The 17,813-nt window shown below is 72.0% G+C and carries 15 protein-coding genes; 13 read left to right on the forward strand and 2 right to left on the reverse strand.

Going from position 1 to position 17,813, the window contains the following annotated elements:
- Positions 1 to 200: 200 nt before the first annotated feature.
- The 10 genes from ACIQGZ_RS09345 to ACIQGZ_RS09390 all read left to right on the forward strand — a co-directional run bounded on the left by ACIQGZ_RS09345 (position 201) and on the right by ACIQGZ_RS09390 (position 12,000).
- Positions 201 to 1,148: an ABC transporter permease gene (locus ACIQGZ_RS09345; RefSeq protein ID WP_402600420.1), complete on the forward strand. Its 948-nt coding sequence runs from the start codon at positions 201 to 203 to the stop codon at positions 1,146 to 1,148.
- Between the two features lie 50 nt (positions 1,149 to 1,198).
- Entirely contained in the window at positions 1,199 to 1,993 is a 795-nt protein-coding gene (locus ACIQGZ_RS09350) for an ABC transporter ATP-binding protein (RefSeq protein ID WP_402600421.1), read from the forward strand.
- Positions 1,990 to 2,835 (forward strand): ABC transporter permease, encoded by an 846-nt coding sequence (locus ACIQGZ_RS09355; RefSeq protein ID WP_402600422.1) that lies wholly within the window; start codon positions 1,990 to 1,992, stop codon positions 2,833 to 2,835. Before ACIQGZ_RS09350 ends, ACIQGZ_RS09355 begins: the two co-directional genes overlap by 4 nt.
- Positions 2,836 to 2,956: 121 nt before the next feature.
- Positions 2,957 to 4,132, forward strand: coding sequence for an ABC transporter substrate-binding protein (locus tag ACIQGZ_RS09360; RefSeq protein WP_402600424.1), 1,176 nt, complete (start codon positions 2,957 to 2,959; stop codon positions 4,130 to 4,132).
- Between the two features lie 128 nt (positions 4,133 to 4,260).
- Positions 4,261 to 5,052 (forward strand): IclR family transcriptional regulator, encoded by a 792-nt coding sequence (locus ACIQGZ_RS09365; RefSeq protein WP_402600426.1) that lies wholly within the window; start codon positions 4,261 to 4,263, stop codon positions 5,050 to 5,052.
- A gap of 65 nt (positions 5,053 to 5,117) precedes the next feature.
- On the forward strand, positions 5,118 to 6,602 hold the full coding sequence (locus tag ACIQGZ_RS09370; RefSeq protein ID WP_402600428.1) for an NAD-dependent succinate-semialdehyde dehydrogenase: 1,485 nt from the start codon (positions 5,118 to 5,120) through the stop codon (positions 6,600 to 6,602).
- A complete protein-coding gene (locus tag ACIQGZ_RS09375) occupies positions 6,599 to 7,447 on the forward strand; it encodes a nitrilase family protein (RefSeq protein ID WP_402600430.1) in 849 nt (282 codons plus the stop codon). The genes ACIQGZ_RS09370 and ACIQGZ_RS09375 overlap by 4 nt, the downstream gene beginning before the upstream one ends.
- A 148-nt stretch (positions 7,448 to 7,595) precedes the next feature.
- On the forward strand, positions 7,596 to 9,131 hold the full coding sequence (locus tag ACIQGZ_RS09380; RefSeq protein ID WP_402600432.1) for an NCS1 family nucleobase:cation symporter-1: 1,536 nt from the start codon (positions 7,596 to 7,598) through the stop codon (positions 9,129 to 9,131).
- A gap of 176 nt (positions 9,132 to 9,307) precedes the next feature.
- Positions 9,308 to 10,429, forward strand: coding sequence for a Zn-dependent alcohol dehydrogenase (locus ACIQGZ_RS09385; protein ID WP_402600433.1), 1,122 nt, complete (start codon positions 9,308 to 9,310; stop codon positions 10,427 to 10,429).
- A 101-nt stretch (positions 10,430 to 10,530) separates the two neighbouring features.
- On the forward strand, positions 10,531 to 12,000 hold the full coding sequence (locus ACIQGZ_RS09390; protein ID WP_402600434.1) for an aldehyde dehydrogenase: 1,470 nt from the start codon (positions 10,531 to 10,533) through the stop codon (positions 11,998 to 12,000).
- A gap of 48 nt (positions 12,001 to 12,048) precedes the next feature.
- On the opposite strand, the gene ACIQGZ_RS09395 is transcribed toward ACIQGZ_RS09390, so the two are convergent.
- Together ACIQGZ_RS09395 and ACIQGZ_RS09400 are read right to left on the reverse strand one after the other, a co-directional pair.
- Positions 12,049 to 13,074: an alpha/beta hydrolase gene (locus ACIQGZ_RS09395; RefSeq protein WP_402600436.1), complete on the reverse strand. Its 1,026-nt coding sequence runs from the start codon at positions 13,072 to 13,074 to the stop codon at positions 12,049 to 12,051.
- Position 13,075: 1 nt separating this feature from the next.
- Positions 13,076 to 14,074 carry a class I SAM-dependent methyltransferase gene (locus tag ACIQGZ_RS09400; RefSeq protein WP_402600438.1) on the reverse strand — a complete coding sequence of 333 codons (999 nt, stop codon included), beginning with the start codon at positions 14,072 to 14,074 and terminating at the stop codon, positions 13,076 to 13,078.
- A 224-nt stretch (positions 14,075 to 14,298) separates the two neighbouring features.
- Here ACIQGZ_RS09400 and ACIQGZ_RS09405 point away from each other — a divergent pair, with 224 nt between their 5' ends.
- The 3 genes from ACIQGZ_RS09405 (at position 14,299) to ACIQGZ_RS09415 (ending at position 17,735) form a co-directional block, all read left to right on the forward strand.
- Complete coding sequence (locus ACIQGZ_RS09405) at positions 14,299 to 15,099, forward strand: class I SAM-dependent DNA methyltransferase (protein WP_402600439.1); 801 nt, start codon at positions 14,299 to 14,301, stop codon at positions 15,097 to 15,099.
- A gap of 100 nt (positions 15,100 to 15,199) precedes the next feature.
- Positions 15,200 to 16,000 (forward strand): class I SAM-dependent DNA methyltransferase, encoded by an 801-nt coding sequence (locus ACIQGZ_RS09410; protein WP_402600441.1) that lies wholly within the window; start codon positions 15,200 to 15,202, stop codon positions 15,998 to 16,000.
- A gap of 58 nt (positions 16,001 to 16,058) precedes the next feature.
- Positions 16,059 to 17,735 (forward strand): carbamoyltransferase N-terminal domain-containing protein, encoded by a 1,677-nt coding sequence (locus tag ACIQGZ_RS09415; protein ID WP_402600442.1) that lies wholly within the window; start codon positions 16,059 to 16,061, stop codon positions 17,733 to 17,735.
- Positions 17,736 to 17,813: the final 78 nt, after the last annotated feature.

A 17,813-nucleotide genomic window follows, 5' to 3' on the forward strand; every position in this document is an offset into this window, starting at 1 on the left:
TGAGCCTGGATGCTTTTCGGATGCGTGCCGGAAACGGCTGCGCAACGTAACCGGAGAAAGTTCTCCCGACCCGTTGACGGGGTCTTGGCCGCCCTCTACCGTGAACCACCAGTTCACTGAGTGATCCGACAGCTGGGCAGGCCGGCAAGAGCCGCCTCCCCCCGGACGACGCTTCCGAAGGATTCGGAGAGTGCCTGAGCATGACAGCGACGAAGATCCCTGCATCGCCGAGACCCCCGACGGCCGACCGGGGCCCGCTCGCTGAGCCCGCCGCGCCCACCACCACCCGCCGGCGCCGCGCGCTCGGCGCGACGACGGTCAACCTGCTCGGGGCGCTGCTGGTGGTGGCCCTGATCGCCGCCCTCTGGGAGGGCTACAAGGCCGTAGGCCGCGCCCTCGGTGACCGCATCGCGGGCTGGAGCCTGCCGGTGGCCACCGACGACCTCTCCATGCCGCACCTGTGGACGGTGCTGCGCTCCCTGGCGGAGCCGGCCCGTCAGGGCGACCCGACCTCGCTGGCCGGCTACCTGGTCGGGGAGACGGTGGTGACCCTGCGGGAGGCGTGCTACGGCCTGGTCGCCGGCTCGGTGCTCGGCCTGGCGCTGGCGGTGCTCTTCCTGCACGCCGCACCGGTCAGCAAGGGTCTGATGCCCTGGCTGGTGGCCTCCCAGACCGTCCCGCTGGTCGCCATCGCGCCCATGATCGTCATCTGGGGCGGCAAGGCGGGCGCCCCGCCGTGGGTCGCCGTCACCGGGATCGCCGCCTATCTGGCGTTCTTCCCGGTGACCATCAACGCGCTGCGCGGCCTGAAGTCGCCGCCCAAGGTCCAGCTGGAGTTCATGCGCAGCGTGGGCGCCAGCCGCCGTCAGGTCCTGCTCTGGCTGCGGGTGCCCGCCGCGCTGCCCTTCGTCTTCGCCGGGCTGCGGCTCGCCGCCACCGCCAGTGTCGTCGGCGCCATCGTCGGCGAGCTGTCGGCCGGCACCGGACGCGGAATCGGCCGAGTGATCCTCTCCTCCGCCTACTACTACTCCAACGGCCCGGAGAAGCTGTACGCCGCGGTGCTGGTCGCCGCCCTGGCCGGAATCGTCTTCGTCCAGCTGCTGGCCCTCGCGGAGCGCTTCGCCCTCCGCCACCGGGCCGCCCGCTGACCCGCCGTCCGACCCCACCCCCTCGACCCTCGAACCACCGGGAGCCACTGATGGGCGAGCCCGCAATCATCTCCGTCCGCAACGTCAGCAAGGTGTTCAACGGCGGCAGCGACCGCTCGGTGACCGCGCTCCAGGACATCGACCTGGACATCGCACGCGGGGAGTTCACCTCGCTGCTCGGCCCCAGCGGCTGCGGCAAGAGCACCCTGCTGCGGGTGATGGCCGACCTCACCGAACCGTCGCGGGGCCAGGTCACGGTCAACGGCAAGACCCCGGGCGCCGCCCGTACCGACCGCGACTACGGGATGGTCTTCCAGCAGGCCGGGCTGCTGGAGTGGCGCAGCGTACGACGCAATGTCGAACTGCCGCTCCAGGTCGCCGGCGCCAGGAAGGAGGTGACCCGGGCCAAGGCGCTGGAGATGCTGGACCTGGTCAGGCTGGCGGACTTCGCCGAGCACTACCCCCGGCAGCTGTCCGGCGGCATGCAGCAGCGGGTGGCCATCGCCCGAGCGCTCTCCGCCGACCCGGAGATCCTCTTCATGGACGAGCCGCTGGGCGCGCTCGACGAGATGAACCGCGAACGCCTCCAGGGCGAGCTGCTGCGCATCTGGTCCGACACCCGCACCACCGTCGTGTTCGTCACGCACAGCATCTCCGAGGCGGTCTTCCTCTCCTCGCGGGTCGTGGTGATGTCGGCGCGGCCCGGCCGGGTGGCCGCCAGCATCGACGTGGACCTGCCCTACCCGCGCACCGCCGAGACCAGGACCACCCCGGAGTTCTTCGCCAAGGTCACCGAGGTCCGCCAGGCGCTGCACTCCGCCCCGGCCGAGCAGGCCGCGGCATGAGCGCCGCCCAGGCCGCACCGCAGGCGCCCCGGACGGCGCGGGGGATGGCGCGGGTCGCCGGCGGCCTGCGGGGCAGGGCCGGCCGGTCGCTGCCGGTCGTACTGACCGCGCTGCTGGTGCTCGGCTGCTGGCAGCTGGCCGTCGCCGTGTTCGACATCCCGGCGTTCATCCTGCCGACGCCCGCCACCATCGCCCAGGCGTTCGGCCACGACTTCACCACGATCATGGCGGCCTCGGTGGTCACCGTGCAGGCGGTCCTGCTCGGCCTGCTGCTGGGCGCCGTCGGCGGGGTCGCGGTCGGCCTGGTGGTGAGCCGCTTCCCGGCCGTCTCCGGACCGGTGCTGAACGCCGCCGTACTGATCAACTGCGCGCCGATCGTGGCGCTGGCACCGATCTTCAACAACTGGTTCGGCGTCACCAGCCTGCTCTCCAAGGCGGGTGTCGCCGCCGTGATGGTCTTCTTCCCGGTCTTCGTCAACACCACCCGGGGCCTGCTCGACGTCTCCCCCCTCCACCTGGAGATCATGGAGTCGCTGGCGGCCCGGCCCCGGCAGGTCGCCCTGATCGTGCGGCTCCCCAACGCGCTGCCGTACATCTTCAACGCGCTGAAGCTCGGTACCACCCTCGCGGTGATCGGCGTGATCGTCAGCGAGTACTTCGGCGGCCCCACCGAGGCGCTCGGCGTCTACATCGCCTATCAGGCGGCCCTGCCGAGATTCGACTACGCATGGGCCGGAATCCTGGTCGCCAGCCTGCTCGGACTCGCCATGTTCGGAGTCGTCACGCTCCTGGAACGGCTGCTCATGCCCTGGCATGAATCGCTCCACGACAGCCAGGCATAACCGTGGGCCCCGGATATCCGACGCGTCACCGCACATCCGCAGACCGCCTTTCGGCGGCGATTGCTTCCCGTACTTTCTCCTTCCCATCCCGGCGGAGGTAACAATGTCCACCAGTAGACCCGTGAATTCCCCGTCCCCCCGGCGGCCCCGCCGCCCCGGCCCCGCCCGCCCGCTGCGGCTGGCCGCCGGACTCGCCGCCACGGCGCTGCTGCTGACCGGCTGCGGCGGGATGTCGTCCGGCGAGACCAGCAAGGCCGCGGCGGAGGCCGGCAAGGACTGCACCGCCAGGACCAAGGTGCGGGTCGTCCTCCAGTGGGTCGCCCAGGCCCAGTTCGCCGGCTACTACGCCGCCAAGGAGAAGGGCTTCTACGACAAGGAGTGCCTGGATGTGACCATCCAGGAGGGCGGGGTGAACATCGTCCCGCAGCAGGTGCTCTCGGCGGGCAACGCCGAGTTCGCCGTCTCCCACGTCACCAAGACCATGGTCACCCGCGAGCAGGGCGCCGACCTGGTCAACATCGGGCAGGTCTTCCAGCGCGGCGCCTACCTCCAGGTCGCCTGGGCCGACTCCGGCATCAAGACCCTGGCCGACCTCAAGGGCAAGCGCGTCGGCAGCTGGGGGTACGGCAATGAGCTGACCCTGTACGCGGCGATGCGCGGCTCGGGCGTCGAACCGGCCAAGGACGCCAAGATCATCCAGCAGCCGTTCGACATGTCCCTGCTGCTCAAGCGGGAGGTCGACGCGGCGCAGGCCAAGACGTTCAACGAGTACGCCCAGCTGCTGGAGAGCACCAACCCCAAGACCGGCAAGCTGTACCAGCCCTCCGACTTCACCACCATCAACCTCCAGGACGCGGGCTACCAGAGCCTGGAGGACGGCATCTACGCCAAGGGCGACTGGCTGGCGAGCAAGGCCAACCAGGAGACGGCCGTGAAGTTCCTCAAGGCCACCTACCAGGGCTGGGGCTACTGCCGGGACGACCTCGACGGCTGCGTGGACATCGTCCTGAAGAACGGCAGCGCCCTCGGCAAGGGACACCAGACCTGGATGCTCAACGAGGTCAACAAGCTGATCTGGCCCGCCAAGGCGGGTGTCGGCATGGTGGACAAGGCCGCCTGGGACCAGACCATCGAGATCGCCGTCAACGCCGGCGTGCTCAAGAAGGACCCCGGCCAGGACGCCTACCGGACCGACCTGACCGAGCGGGCCGACCAGGAGCTCAAGGCCGACGGCTTCGACGTCACCGGCGACTCCTACCAGCCGCAGCAGGTCACCATCACCCCGGGCGGCAAGTAGCATCCGCCGGTCCGCGCCGCCTTCCCCGAACCGCGGCCGGGCAAGGCCCCGCGCCTGCCAGGATTGACCGCGCACCGGTCAGGGGCCCGACGTGACAGACGGAGCCCGATGTGACAGACGGAGGAAGAATGGCACCCAGCGAAGCAGGGCTCGTCCGCAGGACGATCTGGCTGCTACGGACGGTCGCGGCACACCCGGAAGGGGTCGGCCTGAGTGAGATCGCCCGTGAGTCCGGCATCCCCAAGGCCACCTGCTACCGGGTCCTGACCGTCCTGGAACGCGAGAGCTGGCTGACGCTGGACCCCGTCACCCGCCGCTACCGCGTCTCCCTCGGCCTGCTGTCCATCGTCGGCGGCCTGCTCGACGGGGGCGGGGCCTACGGCCACATGCGGGACGTCCTGCGCGACCTGGCCAAGCAGACCGCGGAGACCGCCGGTTTCGACGTGCTGCTGCCGCCCAACGTCATGGTCGTCGCCCAGGTCCCCGGCCCCTCGCTGATCGGGCAGACCCTCAAGCCCGTGCCGCGCACCCAGCCGGTGTGGGCCACCTCCACCGGGAAGGTGCTGCTCAGCGCGCTCGACCCGGAGACCGTACGGGCCGACTTCGGCGAGGAGTTCCGCACCGGCGCCCCCGAGCGCCTCGGCGGCCTGGACGCGTTCATCGACTCGATGAACGCCGTCCGGGAGCAGGGCTACGCCGTCGCCTACGACGAGCTGGAGGTCGGCGCCGCCTCGGTCGCGGCCCCGGTCCGCATCCGTGGCAACACCACCTACGCGGTCTGGATCGGCGGCCCCACCTACCGGCTGACCCGCTCGCGCATCGAGGAGGTGGCCGAGTGCGTGATGAAGGCCGCCCGGCAGCTCGGCGACCTGCTGAGCGTCACCGGCATCGAGCTGCCCAGCGGCTTCAGCGAACAGTAGCGACCACGCCGCACCCCCCCAGCCACGCCGCACCGCCAGCCACGCCACCCACGAGGAGGAGACACATGGCCGCCCTTCAGGAGCGGATCGACACCGCCCGCCAGGCCGCCGGCCGGATACCCAAGGGCCTGTACATCGACGGCGAGTGGCGAGAGCCGCGCGGCGGGGCCGCCATCCCCGTCGAGGACCCGGGCACCGGCACGGTCTTCGCCGAGGTCGCGGACGCCGCCGAGCAGGACGCCCTGGACGCCCTCGACGCCGCCGCCCGCGCCCAGGACTCCTGGGCCCGCACCCCGCCCCGGGACCGTGGCGAACTGCTGCGCCGCGCCTTCGAGGCGATCCTCGCCCGCCAGGACGAGCTGGCCGCCGTGATGACCCTGGAGATGGGCAAGCCCTTCGCGGAGTCCCGGGCGGAGGTCGCCTACGCGGCGGAGTTCCTGCGCTGGTTCGCCGAGGAGGCGGTCCGGATCGACGGCGGCTACCTGGTGGCACCCGGCGGCGGCTCCCGGGTGGTCGTGATGCGCCAGCCGGTCGGCCCCTGCCTGCTGGTCACCCCGTGGAACTTCCCGATGGCCATGGGCACCCGCAAGATCGGCCCCGCCCTGGCGGCCGGCTGCACCGTGGTGGTCAAGCCGGCCAGGCAGACCCCGCTGTCGATGCTCGCCCTGGTCGCCGTGCTGGAGCAGGCCGGGCTGCCCAAGGGCGTGGTCAATGTCTTCACCACCGCCAGGTCGGGCGAGCTGACCGCCCGGCTGATGGCCGATCCCCGGCTGCGCAAGCTCTCCTTCACCGGCTCCACCGAGGTCGGCCGGACCCTGCTGGAGCAGGCGTCCGCGCAGGTGCTGCGCACCTCGATGGAGCTGGGCGGCAACGCCCCCTTCCTGGTCTTCGAGGACGCCGACCTGGACGCGGCCGTGGAGGGCGCGTACCAGGCGAAGATGCGCAACGTGGGGGAGGCGTGCACCGCCGCCAACCGCTTCTATGTGCACCGCCCGGTCGCCGCCGAGTTCGCCCGGCGGCTGGCCGGACGGCTGGGCAACCTGGCCGTCGGCCACGGCCTCGACCCGGCGAGCGAGGTCGGACCGCTGATCGACGCCCGAGCGGTCCGGGGCGTCGCCGCCCTGGTCCACGAGGCGGCCGCGGCGGGTGCCGAGGTGCTGACCGGCGGCGGGCCGCTGGAGCGGGACGGGCACTTCTTCGCGCCGACCGTGCTCGCCTCCGTACCGCGCGGGGCCCGCACCCTGCGCGAGGAGATCTTCGGCCCGGTCGCGCCGATCGTCGCCTTCGACGACGAGGCCGAGGCGCTGGCCCTGGCCAACGCCTCCGAGTACGGGCTCGCCGCCTATGTGTTCACCGAGGGCCTGGCGCGCGGCCTGCGGGTCAGCGAACGCCTGGAGAGCGGTATGGTCGGCCTCAACCAGGGGATCATCTCCAACCCCGCCGCGCCGTTCGGCGGCGTCAAGCAGTCCGGTCTGGGTCGGGAGGGCGGTGCCGTGGGCATCGACGAGTACCTGAACACCAAGTACCTGGCCGTGCGGGCCGAGCCGTGACCGGCTTCCTGCTGGCCGGAGTGCAGTTCGAGCCGGTGCTCGGCGACCCGGCGGCCAATGCCGAGGCGTCCGGGCACTGGGTGCGCGAGGCGGCCCGGCGCGGCGCCCGGCTGGTGGTGCTCCCCGAGGCGTCGTCGGCGGGCTACATGTTCACCGACCGCGCGGAGGCCCTGCGCCACGCCGAGCCGGTGCCCGGCGGCCCGGTGTACTCGGCGTGGGCCGCGCTCGCCGCCGAGCTGGACCTCTGGATCGTCGCGGGCATCACCGAGCTGGCCGGGGAGCGGCTGTACAACTCGGCGGTGCTGATCGGCCCGCACGGGTACATCGGGACGTACCGCAAGGCACACCTGTGGAACGCCGAGCAGGACGTGTACGACCGCCAGCAGGACGGCTTCCCCGTCTTCGACACCCCGCTCGGCCGGATCGCCATCGGCATCTGCTACGACGCCTGGTTCCCCGAGACATTCCGCAGCGCCGCGCTGCGCGGGGCCGACCTGCTGGCGCTGCCGTCCAACTGGGTGCCGGTCCCGGGGCAGCCCGCCGACGCGCCCACGATGGCCAACCTGATGTGCATGACCGGCGCGCACAGCAACCAGTTCTACGTCGCCGGGATCAGCCGCACCGGGGTCGAGCGCGGCCAGCGGTTCATCGGCAGCTCGCTGATCGTGGGACCGGGCGGCTGGCCGCTGGCCGGCCCGGCCGGCGGCACCGGCGAGGAGCTGGTGCTGGCCGAGGTGGACCTGATCGGCTCCCGCGCCGCACGACACGGCAACCCGTTCAACCAGCCGCTGGCGGACCGGCGCCCCGAGCTGTACGAGACCGGCGGCCCCGCCGCGCCGCGCTAGACCCGCCGCGCCGGGCCCGCCGCGCCACCCGCCCGCTGCGGGGAATCGCCGGAATTCATTGACACCTCCCGTCTCCTCAAGGAAACTCACAGCACTCCTGGGCAGAACCAATGGTTCGCTGGATAGACCGCAGAGAGTCATGATGAACATGCGCGTAATTGGCCGCCCCAGCCCGCAGGTGGAACTCAGCGACCCGCGCGGCATCGAATCGAGCCCGCTGTACAGCCGGGACCTGGCGCCCGTACCCGTCGCCGAGCGTACGTGGACGACGTACAACTACGCGGCGCTGTGGATGGGCATCGCTCACGGCATCCCGACCTACTACCTGGCCAGCGGCCTGATCGACCTCGGTATGAGCTGGGTCCAGGCCGTCCTGACCATCGCCCTGGGCAACCTGCTCGTCCTGGTCCCGATCCTGCTGAACAGCCACGTCGGCACCAAGTACGGGATTCCCTACCCGGTGTTCGCCCGCACCGCCTTCGGCACCCTCGGCGCCAACGTCCCGGCGGTGCTGCGCGCGCTCTCCGCCTGCGGCTGGTTCGGCATCCAGACCTGGATCGGCGGCCAGGCCATCCACACCGTCGTCGGCGCCTTCGCGGGCGACGGCTGGACCCACGCCCGTCCGCTGTGGGGGCACCCGGGGACGCTCTGGCTCTCCTTCGCCTTCTTCTGGCTGCTCCAGATCGGCCTGATCGTCCGGGGGATCGAGTCCATCCGCCGCTTCGAGAACTGGGCCGCACCGCTGATCCTGGTCGTCGCGGTCTTCCTGCTGGGGTGGATGGTCAGCAAGGCCGGCGGCCTCGGCCCGCTCGCCACCGAAGGGTCCAAGCTGGGCTGGGGCACCGACTTCTGGCTGCTGTTCGCACCCTCGCTGATGGGGATGGTCGCCTACTTCGCCACCATGTCGGTGAACATCGCGGACTTCACCCGCTTCGCCCGGGGCCAGCGCGAGCAGATCGTCGGCCAGACCCTGGGACTGCCGATCACCATGACCGCGTTCTCCATGATCGGCGCGCTGACCACCTCGGCCACCATCACGGTCTACGGCAAGGCCATCTGGGACCCGATCGACCTGGTCAGCCGCTTCTCCAACCCGGTCGTCATCCTCTTCGCCCTGCTCTGCGTCATCGTCGCCACCGTCGCGGTCAATGTCGCGGCCAACACCGTCGGTCCCGCCTACGACTTCTGCAACCTCTTCCCCCGGCGGGTCAGCTTCCGCGTGGGCGGCGTCATCGCGGGCGTCATCGGCATCCTGATGCAGCCCTGGCGGCTGCTCTCCTCGCCCGAGCTGTACATCTTCACCTGGCTCGGCGTGAGCGGCGCGGTGCTCGGCGGGGTCGCCGGAATCCTCACCGCCGACTACTGGCTGCTGCGCGGGCGCACGCTCGACCTCGCCGGGCTCTACCGGCGCGGGGGCCCCTACGAGTACGCCCGGGGCTTCAACTGGAGGCCGCTGGTCTCGCTGGCCGTCGTCCTGGTGCTCTCCCTCGGCGGGGCCTACTCGGACGGGGGCGCGGGGCCCTTCCCGGCCGACGGCTACCTCCCGCTGCTGCGGCCGCTCTTCGACTACAACTGGGCGGTCGCGTTCCTCGGCGGCATCGTGCTGCACGCCGGACTCAGCAGGCTCTTCCCCGCGCCCGGCGACCGCACCGCAGCGCTCGGCGGCACCCGGCCCGCCCGCTGACCTCCCCCCGTCCAGCCTGCCCGTCTACTCCGACCCCGGCCATCGGGACCGGTACGGGGGCCTATTGACTATCTGTTGAACCGATGGTTCACTCACTGAACCCGATGGCCCGAACGTCGCCCACCCCGCCCGGGGCGCGCCCACCCAAGACGACGTCTCCCCAGGAGGAGCCCCTGATGAAGACCCGTGCCGCCATCATGACCGCCCCCGGCAAGGACTGGGAGGTCACCGAACTCGAACTCGACGCCCCCAGGGCGGGGGAGGTCCTGGTCCGCTTCACCCACGCCGGGCTGTGCTACTCCGACGAGCATGTGCGCACCGGCAACATGGCCACGCTGCCCATCATCGGCGGGCACGAGGGCTCGGGCATCGTCGAGGCCGTCGGGGAAGGGGTCTCCAGGGTCGCCCCCGGCGATCATGTCGCCGCCTCCTTCAAGCCCTCCTGCGGCCACTGCCGCTGGTGCGCCAGCGGCCGGTCCAACCTCTGCGACGCGGCGACGGGCGGCCCCGAGGGCAGGCTGCCCGACGGCACCTTCCGGTTCACCGGCCCCTCGGGCCGCATCGGTGCCAACTGCGCCCTGGGCACCTTCGCCGAGCACTCCGTCGTCTCGCAGAACTCCCTGGTCCGGGTGGATTCCGCCGTACCGCTGTCCGTCGTCGCCCTGGTCAGCTGCGGCGTACTCACCGGCTGGGGCGCGGCGGTCTACGCCGCCGAGCCCCACCCCGGGGACACCGTCATCGTGGTGGGCGCGGGCGGCGTGGGCATCAACGCGGTCCAAGGGGCGCGGTTCTCCGGGGCCGGGAATGTGATCCTGGTCGATCCCAACGAGGCCAAGCACCCGCTCGCCCTGGACCTCGGCGCCTCGCACGCCTGCCGCTCCCTCACGGAGGCGGCGGCCCTCGCCGCCGACCTCAACCCCAGCGCCGCCGGGGCCGACTCCACCATCGTCTGCACCGGCGAGACCACCGCGGAGATCGTGCGCGCCTCCTTCGAGGCCACCGGCAAGGGCGGGACGGTGGTCCTGGCCGGCATGTCGGAGGACGTCCACGACATCAACATCCAGCTCCCCGGCACCCAGCTCGTCTTCGCCGAGAAGCGCATCCAGGGCACCATCTTCGGCTCGTGCAGCCCGACGCGGGACATCCCGCGCGTCCTGTCCCTGTACCGCCAGGGCCTGATCAGGCTCGACGAACTGGTCAGCCGGACCTACGGCCTGGACGAGATCAACCAGGGGTTCGAGGACCTGCGGTGCGGCCGGAACCTGCGCGGAGTGGTCGAGCACCGGCCTGCGCACTGAGCACCGCCGCCCGCCATCCCGGCCGACCCCGGCCGACGCCGTCCCGGAAGACGCCGCACCCGTAGAGCAACGCGCCTGAAGAGCAAGAGGAGCAGACTGCCATGGCCCACCCGACCGACCGTGCGGCGCTGTACATCAACGGAGACTGGCGCAAGCCGTCGACCGCCAGGACGTTCACAGCGGTCAGCGCGGCCACCGGGGAACGCATCGCCGACTTCCCCGAAGCCGACCGCGCCGACGTGGACACCGCAGTCGCCGCCGCGCGCGGCGCCCTGGGCGGCCCTGCGGGGTGGGCGTCCGCACAGCAGCGCGCCGAGGCCATGGAGCGCCTGGCCGTCGCCCTGGAATCCCGTGCCCAGGCCCTGGGCACCCTGATCGCCCACGAGGTCGGCACCCCCCTCGCCCGCGCCATCGACGCCAACGTCGGCGCCGCCGCGGCCCTGCTGCGCTTCTACGCCCCGCTCGCCGGCACCATGGACGCCGAGGACCTGCGCCCCGCCCAGGTGGGCCACAGCCTGGTCCGCCGCGAGCCGGTCGGCGTCGTCGCCATGATCGTGCCGTGGAACTACCCGCTGAGCACCCTCTTCTTCAAGCTCGCGCCCGCCCTGGCGATGGGCTGCACCGCCGTGGTCAAGCCCTCGCCCACCACCGGGCTCGACTCCTTCCTGGTCGCGGACGCGGTCCATGAGGCGGGCTTCCCGCCCGGGGTGGTCAACTTCCTGCCGGCCGAGCGGGAGGTGGGGGAGTACCTGGTCACCCACCCGGGCGTGGACAAGGTCGCCTTCACCGGCTCCACGGCGGCCGGCCGCCGTATCGGCGCGCTCTGCGGCGGGCTGCTGCGCCCGGTCACCCTGGAGCTGGGCGGCAAGTCCGCCGCGATCCTGCTGGAGGACGCCCCGCTGCCCCTCTTCCTCGACCACCTGCTCGACCTCTCGTTCAACAACAACGGGCAGACCTGCACCAACAACACCCGGCTGCTGGTCCCCAGGTCCCGGTACGAAGAGGTGGTGGACGCCGTCACCGAGACGGTCGCGGGCTGGCGGACCGGCGACCCGCTGGACCCGGAGACGGTCATCGGCCCGGTGGCCGGGGCCGCCGCCCGGGACCGGGTCGAGGGCTACATCCGCCGGGGCCGGGAGGAGGGCGCGCGGATCACCACCGGCGGCGGCCGTCCCGCCGGGCTGGACCACGGCTGCTACGTCGAGCCGACGGTCTTCGCCGACGTGGACCCGGCCATGGTGGTGGCCCGTGAGGAGATCTTCGGCCCGGTGGTGACCATCTCGACCCACGGCGGAACCGTCGAGGACGCCGTCGCCCTGGCCAACGACTCCGCGTACGGCCTGGCCGGCAGCGTCTGGACGGCGGACGAGGCACTGGGCCGCCAGGTGGCCCGCGCGGTGGACACCGGCACCTTCAGCGTCAACCACGCCAACTTCGACATCGGCGCGCCCTTCGGCGGGCGGCGGGACAGCGGCCTGGGCTCCGAACTGGGCCGGGAGGGGATCGAGGCGTACCTGCACTACAAGACGATCTTTGTGACCGAGCCGCCCGCAGCGGCGCTGGACCGGTAGCTCCGCGGCCATCGCCCGGCGGACGAACGCGGTCCGCCCCCGGAAGTGTCAGCGGCCCCGCGCCTGCGGTGGGTCGGCGGCCCGGACGGCGGCGAGCCGGCCGGCCCCCCGCAGCGCCGCGTCCGGTGCGTCCGGGACGGCGGTGGCGAAGGCCTCGCGGAGCGCTTCCACCGCGAGCCGGCCGGCCTGGGCGCTGCGCGGGGAGATGCCGTCGAGGTGGAGCGCGCAGTGGATCACGCCGGGGCAGCGGGTGACCCGGACGGGCACGCCGGCCGCTGCCAGCTTCTCCGCGTACGCCTCCCCTTCGTCCCGCAGCGGGTCGTACTCCATGGTGAGCACGGTGGCCGGTGGCAGCCCCGCCAGGTCGGGGGCGCGCATCGGAACGGCCTGCCACGGCGCGTCGGGGAACGACTCCTCGGGCATCGCCAGGTAGGTGCGCCAGCACAGCCGCATCACGGCGAGGGAGCAGCCGTAGCCGTCGCGCAGTTCGCGGTAGGAGCCGGAGTCCATGGCGGTGTCGAGTGCGGGGCAGATCAGGAGCTGGTGCGTGAGCTGCGGGCCGCCCGCGTCGCGGGCGAGCGCGGCCACGACGGTGGCGAGGTTGGCTCCGGCGCTGTCCCCGGCCACCGCCAGCCGGGCGGGGTCGCCGCCGAACGAGGCGGCGTTGGCGGCAGCCCATGCGGTGGCCGCCCAGGCGTCCTGGAGCGCCGCCGGGAACGGGTGCTCGGGGGCGAGCCGGTAGCCGACGTTGAGGACGACGGCCTCCGCCCCCACGGCCAGTCTCCGGCAGACGGGGTCCATGTGGTCGATGCTGCCGGTCATCCAGCCGCCGCCGTGGAAGTAGACGACGACCGGCAGCGCGGTCCCGGGGCGCGGATGGTAGAGCCGGACCGGTACGGGTCCGGCCGGGCCGGGCAGCGCAAGGTCCCGGACCTCCGCCACCGGGCTGGTGGGTGCGCAGTACGCCACCAGGCCCTCGATGGTGGCACGGAACTCCGCGAGGGGCAGCTCATGCACGGCGGGTCCGGGCCCGTGGGCGTCCAGCAGGGCCACGACCTGCGGATCGAGCTCCATCTCAGCGGCTCCCGGCCCGGTGGTCGAGCGGCAGCAGATTGGCCTTGATCCGGGGGACGCAGCGGTCGAGGCTCACGCCGCGCCCGGCGAGGACGCGGAAGCCGGTGGGGCGGAGCCGCAGTTCCAGGGCCCGTACCCGGTCGAGGTTGCCGAGGGCGGAGAGCCGCCGGCGCAGCGGGGCGCTGTCGAAGAGGCTCTCGGGGCGTACGAACAAGTCGCTGTCCGGCTCCAGGCCGTCCAGGTCGATGAACTTCACCCCGTCGCGGTAGTACACCCGGTCGGCGGCGAGCCAGTCCACCCCCAGTCCGTCGAACAGTTCGGGCAGGTCGCCGAAGCGCATCGGCTGGACCACGGGGTTGAGGTAGGCGTCCACGTCGAACACGTCCTGCTCGGCCTGGGTGAGCGCCGTCCCGGTCCAGCCGGCGGGGAAGCCGTACTCGGCGAGGGGCAGGCTGAGTCCGAGCATCCGCACCGTCTCCAGGCCGGCGGCGGTGTCGTCGGCCGGGGCCAGCAGCCGGACCAGCTCCCGGTCCAGCATCCGGCCGTGCTCGCCGAGGGCGTGGTAGAGCCACAGGTGCAGCAGGCCGTCGCTGCCGAGGTGCTCGGTCAGCCAGCGCAGTCCGGCGCGCGGGTCGGGCAGGTGGTGCAGTACGCCGAAGCAGACGACCAGGTCGAAGCGGGTCTCCAGGTCGAGCTGCGGCATGGCGCCGTGGACGAAGTCGACATTGTCGACGCCGTGCCGTTCGGCCAGGCCACGGGCGAGGTCGAGGGAGCGTCGGCAGGCGTCCACCCCGGTGAACCGGGCCCCGGGATGCCGCTGGGCCAGCGCCACCAGCGTGTGCCCCGTGCCGCAGCCCGCGTCGAGCACCCGGCAGCCGTCCAGGGCGGTGTCGCCCAGGACGAGCGGCAGCTCGTCCGCGACGACGCCGATCAGCCCGGAATCCCGCTCCGGGCAGGGAAAGGGAAAGTCCTCGTAGAGTCGTGCAACCTCGGTCGTCATCGCGACAGGACCCCTGTTCTTCCGAAATGGGCGCGTCCAATTCTGCGGCCGGACGGCTCCCGGGGAATTCCTGAGAACTCTAGGGTGCGATCCGTCCACGAACAACCCGGGTGCGCCGAGCGGGTGGCCGACTCATCCAAACCGACCATCGCAAACATTTTCGAGTCGCATCGAGTTCGCACACCAACTACGGTGGTTGACGACCGATCGGCAAGGAGAATCAAATGAAAGGTCAGCCAACCCTGACAGAGGAAAGTCCGGACCTGTACGACGTCATCGCCGACGCCTACGACCGGCTGGACGACTGGATCGTCAGCACCTGGGGGGAGAAGTCCCGACCGGAGCGCGCGGACTTCCTGAAAGGGCTCTGGGAGGGCCGGCCCGGAGGGGTCCGGAGCGTACTGGAGGTGTGCTGCGGCACCGGCCTGATGCTGGAGCAGCTCGCGCAGCGGGGGTTCGAGGTCGCCGGACTCGACCGGTCGGCCCCGATGCTGGGCCACGCCCGGATGCGCCTGGGGGTGGACGTGCCGCTGCTGCATGCCGAGCTCCCGTCGATCCCGGCGGACCGGCGGTTCGACGCGGTGCTCAGCTCCGGGGCGGGGTTCAACTACCTGTCCGGTGAGGAGGACCTGGCCGCGACCTTCCGTGCGGTGGCCGACGTGCTGCGCCCCGGGGGGTCGTTCGTCTTCGACATCCTTTCCCCGGCGATGATCGACGGTCACGCGGGCCGCAGGGTCTGGGCGGCCGATCTGGGAGATCTGGCATTCGTATGGGAATTCAAGAACTCCCCCTCCGGAGATTACTCCGATGCCACCTACACCCAGTTCCTCCGCCATGAGGCAGAACCGGAAGGGCGCTACACCAGGACCAGGGAACTGCACCGGCTGTACGTCCTGGATTCCAAGACGATCCGCCGTGCCGCACACGACTGCGGGTTCGTCGACACGGCCGTCCTGGACAACTACACCGCGGCTCCGGCCCACGAAGGCACGCTCTACGAGACGTGGACCTTCACCCGCGCCTAGCCGGTTCGGCGCACCCCGGCGCACCAGGAACGCACACGGAGCGACCACCGGGAACGCCGAAGGAACGACCACCAGGAACCCCGAGCAACGAGGAGTGCCAATGAAGGGACAGCCGTGCCTGTCCGCCGGATACCCGGAGCCGTACGCGGCCACGGCGGACACCTACGACCGGCTCGTCGGCTGGGCGATCGACCAGTGGGGCGAGCGCCCCCGGCCCCATATGGCGGCCTTCCTCCAGCACCTCTGGTCGGACCGCGCCCAGCCGATCCGCGAGGTACTGGAGATCTGCTGCGGCACCGGCCTGATGCTGGAGCAGCTGGCCCGCCTCGGCTACTCGGTCACCGGGCTCGACCGCTCCGAGGCCATGCTCGGCCAGGCACGCAAGCGCCTCGGGGCGCGGATTCCGCTGGTCCACTCCGAACTGCCGGAGATCCCGCTGGACCGGGAGTTCGACGCGGTGGTGTGCGCCGCGTCGGCGCTCAACTACCTGCCGGACCACGAGAGCCTGGTCAGGACGTTCCACGCGGTGGCCCGCACCGTGCGCACGGGCGGCTCCTTCGTCTTCGACATCCTCTCCGCGCACCGGCTGCGCGGCGACTTCGGCACCCAGGTGTGGGCCGGCGACCTGGACGACCTGGCGTTCATCTGGAAGTTCGAGCACCACCCCGAGGGCCGCTACTCCGACCTGACGTACACGCAGTTCCTCAAGGCCGGCGGTCCGGACGCGGACACCTTCACCGCCACCAGGGAGCTGCACCGGCTCTACGCGCTCGACCACGACACCCTCCGGCAGGCCGCCACGGAGGCCGGGTTCACCGACATCGCGGTCTTCGACAACTACTCGGCCCACCCGGTCGGCGACTCCACCAACTACGAGACGTGGACCCTCACCCGCGCCTGACCGCCGCGACCGGACGACACCCCCGGTCGGAGGACCGGCCACCCGGAAGGATCTGGCAGTGCTTCTGTGCGGACTGAAACTGACCCACGACGGCGGAATCGCCGTGCTCGACGGCTGCGAGCTGCTGTTCAGCGTCGAGATGGAGAAGCTGGACGGCAGCCCGCGCTTCCAGCCGCTGGACCGGCTGGAGATCGTGGAGGAGGTACTGCTGCGCGAGGGGGTGCGCCCGTCGGACATCGACACCTTCGTGGTGGACGGCTGGTTCGCGGCACCCGGGGAGTCCCGCCCGCTGCTGCGGCTGACCCACGAGGGCCGCCCGACGACGGTGGAGGTGGCGCCCTACAGCGAGGTGGAGGCCGGGCCGGGGACCGACCCGCTGCACCGGTACACCTTCGACGGGCTGCCGCTGGGCTCACGGACCGTCCGCTACACCAGCTACCACCACGCCGCCCAGCACCTGATCGGCGCCTACTGCACCAGCCCCTTCGCCGCCCGGCAGGAGGCGGCCCTGGTCCTGGTCTGGGACGGCGGCATGGTGCCCACGCTGTACCGGGTGGACCCGGCGCCGCTGCGGGTGCGCAGCCTGGGCGGGCTGTTCCCGGTCTACGGCAGCGCCTTCGCGGACTTCGCCGCCCAGTTCGAGCCCTTCCGCGCAGCCGACGCCCCGGAGCGGAGCTTCGACCTGCACATCGCCCCGCGCAACCTCGACGTGGCCGGCAAGGCCATGGCGTACGCGGCGCTGGGCCGGGACGAGCCCGACTTCCACCCGGTCCTGGACGCCGAACTCGCCCGACTCCCGCTCGGCTTCGACGCCGCCGTCGAGCTGGGCCGCCGGATCGGCGAGGACCGCGACCGGCTGTGGCCCGGCGCCTCCGACGCCGACCTGATCGCCTCCTTCCAGGGCAGTCTCGGCGCCCGGCTGCTGACCGCACTGCGCGACCGGCTGGCCGGGGCCGCCGAAGGCCCGCCGCCCAACCTCTGCCTGGCCGGAGGCTGCGCCCTCAACATCAAGTGGAACAGCGCCATCCGGTCCAGCGGCCTCTTCCGCGAAGTGTGGGTCCCGCCCTTCCCGAACGACTCCGGAGCGGCGCTGGGCACGGCCACCGTCGAGCTGGTGCACCGGGGCGGGACCCGGCTGGACTGGTCCGTCCACCGTGGACCAGGCGTCATCCCGGCGGCGGACCTGCCGGGGTGGCAGTGCGAGCCGTGCGACGCGGCCAAGCTGGCGACGGTGCTGCACGAGAGCGGGGACCCGGTCGTGGTGCTGCACGGGCGTGCCGAGCTGGGGCCGCGGGCGCTGGGCGGCCGCAGCATCCTCGCGGCGCCCACCGACGCCAAGACGAAGGACGTCCTCAACGACATCAAGGAGCGCGAGCAGTACCGGCCGGTTGCCCCCGTGTGCCTGGAGGACCGCGCCCCGGACATCTTCACCCCGGGCTGCCCCGACCCCTACATGCTCTTCGACCACGCGATGCGGCCGGGCTGGGCGGAGCGGATTCCGGCGGTGGTGCACCTGGACGGCACCGCCCGCCTACAGACCGTCAACCCGCAGCAGGACCCCTTCCTGGCGGACGTACTCACCGCCTACGAGCGGCTCAGCGGCATCCCCGTGCTCTGCAACACCAGCGCCAACCGGAAGGGCCGCGGCTTCTTCCCCTCCGTCGAGGCGGCGGCGCAGTGGGGCCGCACCGGACTCATCTGGTGCGAGGGGCTTCTCTACACGCGCCGTCCGTGACCACGGCGGCCCGGCGGGCGCCCTCGTGGACACCGCCGGGCCGCCTCCCCTCCGGACCGCGCAGGAAGGGACAAGCGC

This window comes from Streptomyces sp. NPDC092296 (genome assembly GCF_044755465.1).
Taxonomy (GTDB): domain Bacteria; phylum Actinomycetota; class Actinomycetes; order Streptomycetales; family Streptomycetaceae; genus Peterkaempfera.

Bases quoted from the DNA above. Each gene is read 5' to 3' on its own strand.
- ACIQGZ_RS09345 (WP_402600420.1), top strand. From the start codon at position 201: ATGACAGCGACGAAGATCCCTGCATCGCCGAGACCCCCGACGGCCGAC.
- ACIQGZ_RS09350 (WP_402600421.1), top strand. From the start codon at position 1,199: ATGGGCGAGCCCGCAATCATCTCCGTCCGCAACGTCAGCAAGGTGTTC.
- ACIQGZ_RS09355 (WP_402600422.1), top strand. From the start codon at position 1,990: ATGAGCGCCGCCCAGGCCGCACCGCAGGCGCCCCGGACGGCGCGGGGG.
- ACIQGZ_RS09365 (WP_402600426.1), top strand. From the start codon at position 4,261: ATGGCACCCAGCGAAGCAGGGCTCGTCCGCAGGACGATCTGGCTGCTA.
- ACIQGZ_RS09370 (WP_402600428.1), top strand. From the start codon at position 5,118: ATGGCCGCCCTTCAGGAGCGGATCGACACCGCCCGCCAGGCCGCCGGC.
- ACIQGZ_RS09380 (WP_402600432.1), top strand. From the start codon at position 7,596: ATGCGCGTAATTGGCCGCCCCAGCCCGCAGGTGGAACTCAGCGACCCG.
- ACIQGZ_RS09385 (WP_402600433.1), top strand. From the start codon at position 9,308: ATGAAGACCCGTGCCGCCATCATGACCGCCCCCGGCAAGGACTGGGAG.
- ACIQGZ_RS09390 (WP_402600434.1), top strand. From the start codon at position 10,531: ATGGCCCACCCGACCGACCGTGCGGCGCTGTACATCAACGGAGACTGG.
- ACIQGZ_RS09395 (WP_402600436.1), bottom strand. From the start codon at position 13,074: ATGGAGCTCGATCCGCAGGTCGTGGCCCTGCTGGACGCCCACGGGCCC.
- ACIQGZ_RS09400 (WP_402600438.1), bottom strand. From the start codon at position 14,074: ATGACGACCGAGGTTGCACGACTCTACGAGGACTTTCCCTTTCCCTGC.
- ACIQGZ_RS09405 (WP_402600439.1), top strand. From the start codon at position 14,299: ATGAAAGGTCAGCCAACCCTGACAGAGGAAAGTCCGGACCTGTACGAC.
- ACIQGZ_RS09410 (WP_402600441.1), top strand. From the start codon at position 15,200: ATGAAGGGACAGCCGTGCCTGTCCGCCGGATACCCGGAGCCGTACGCG.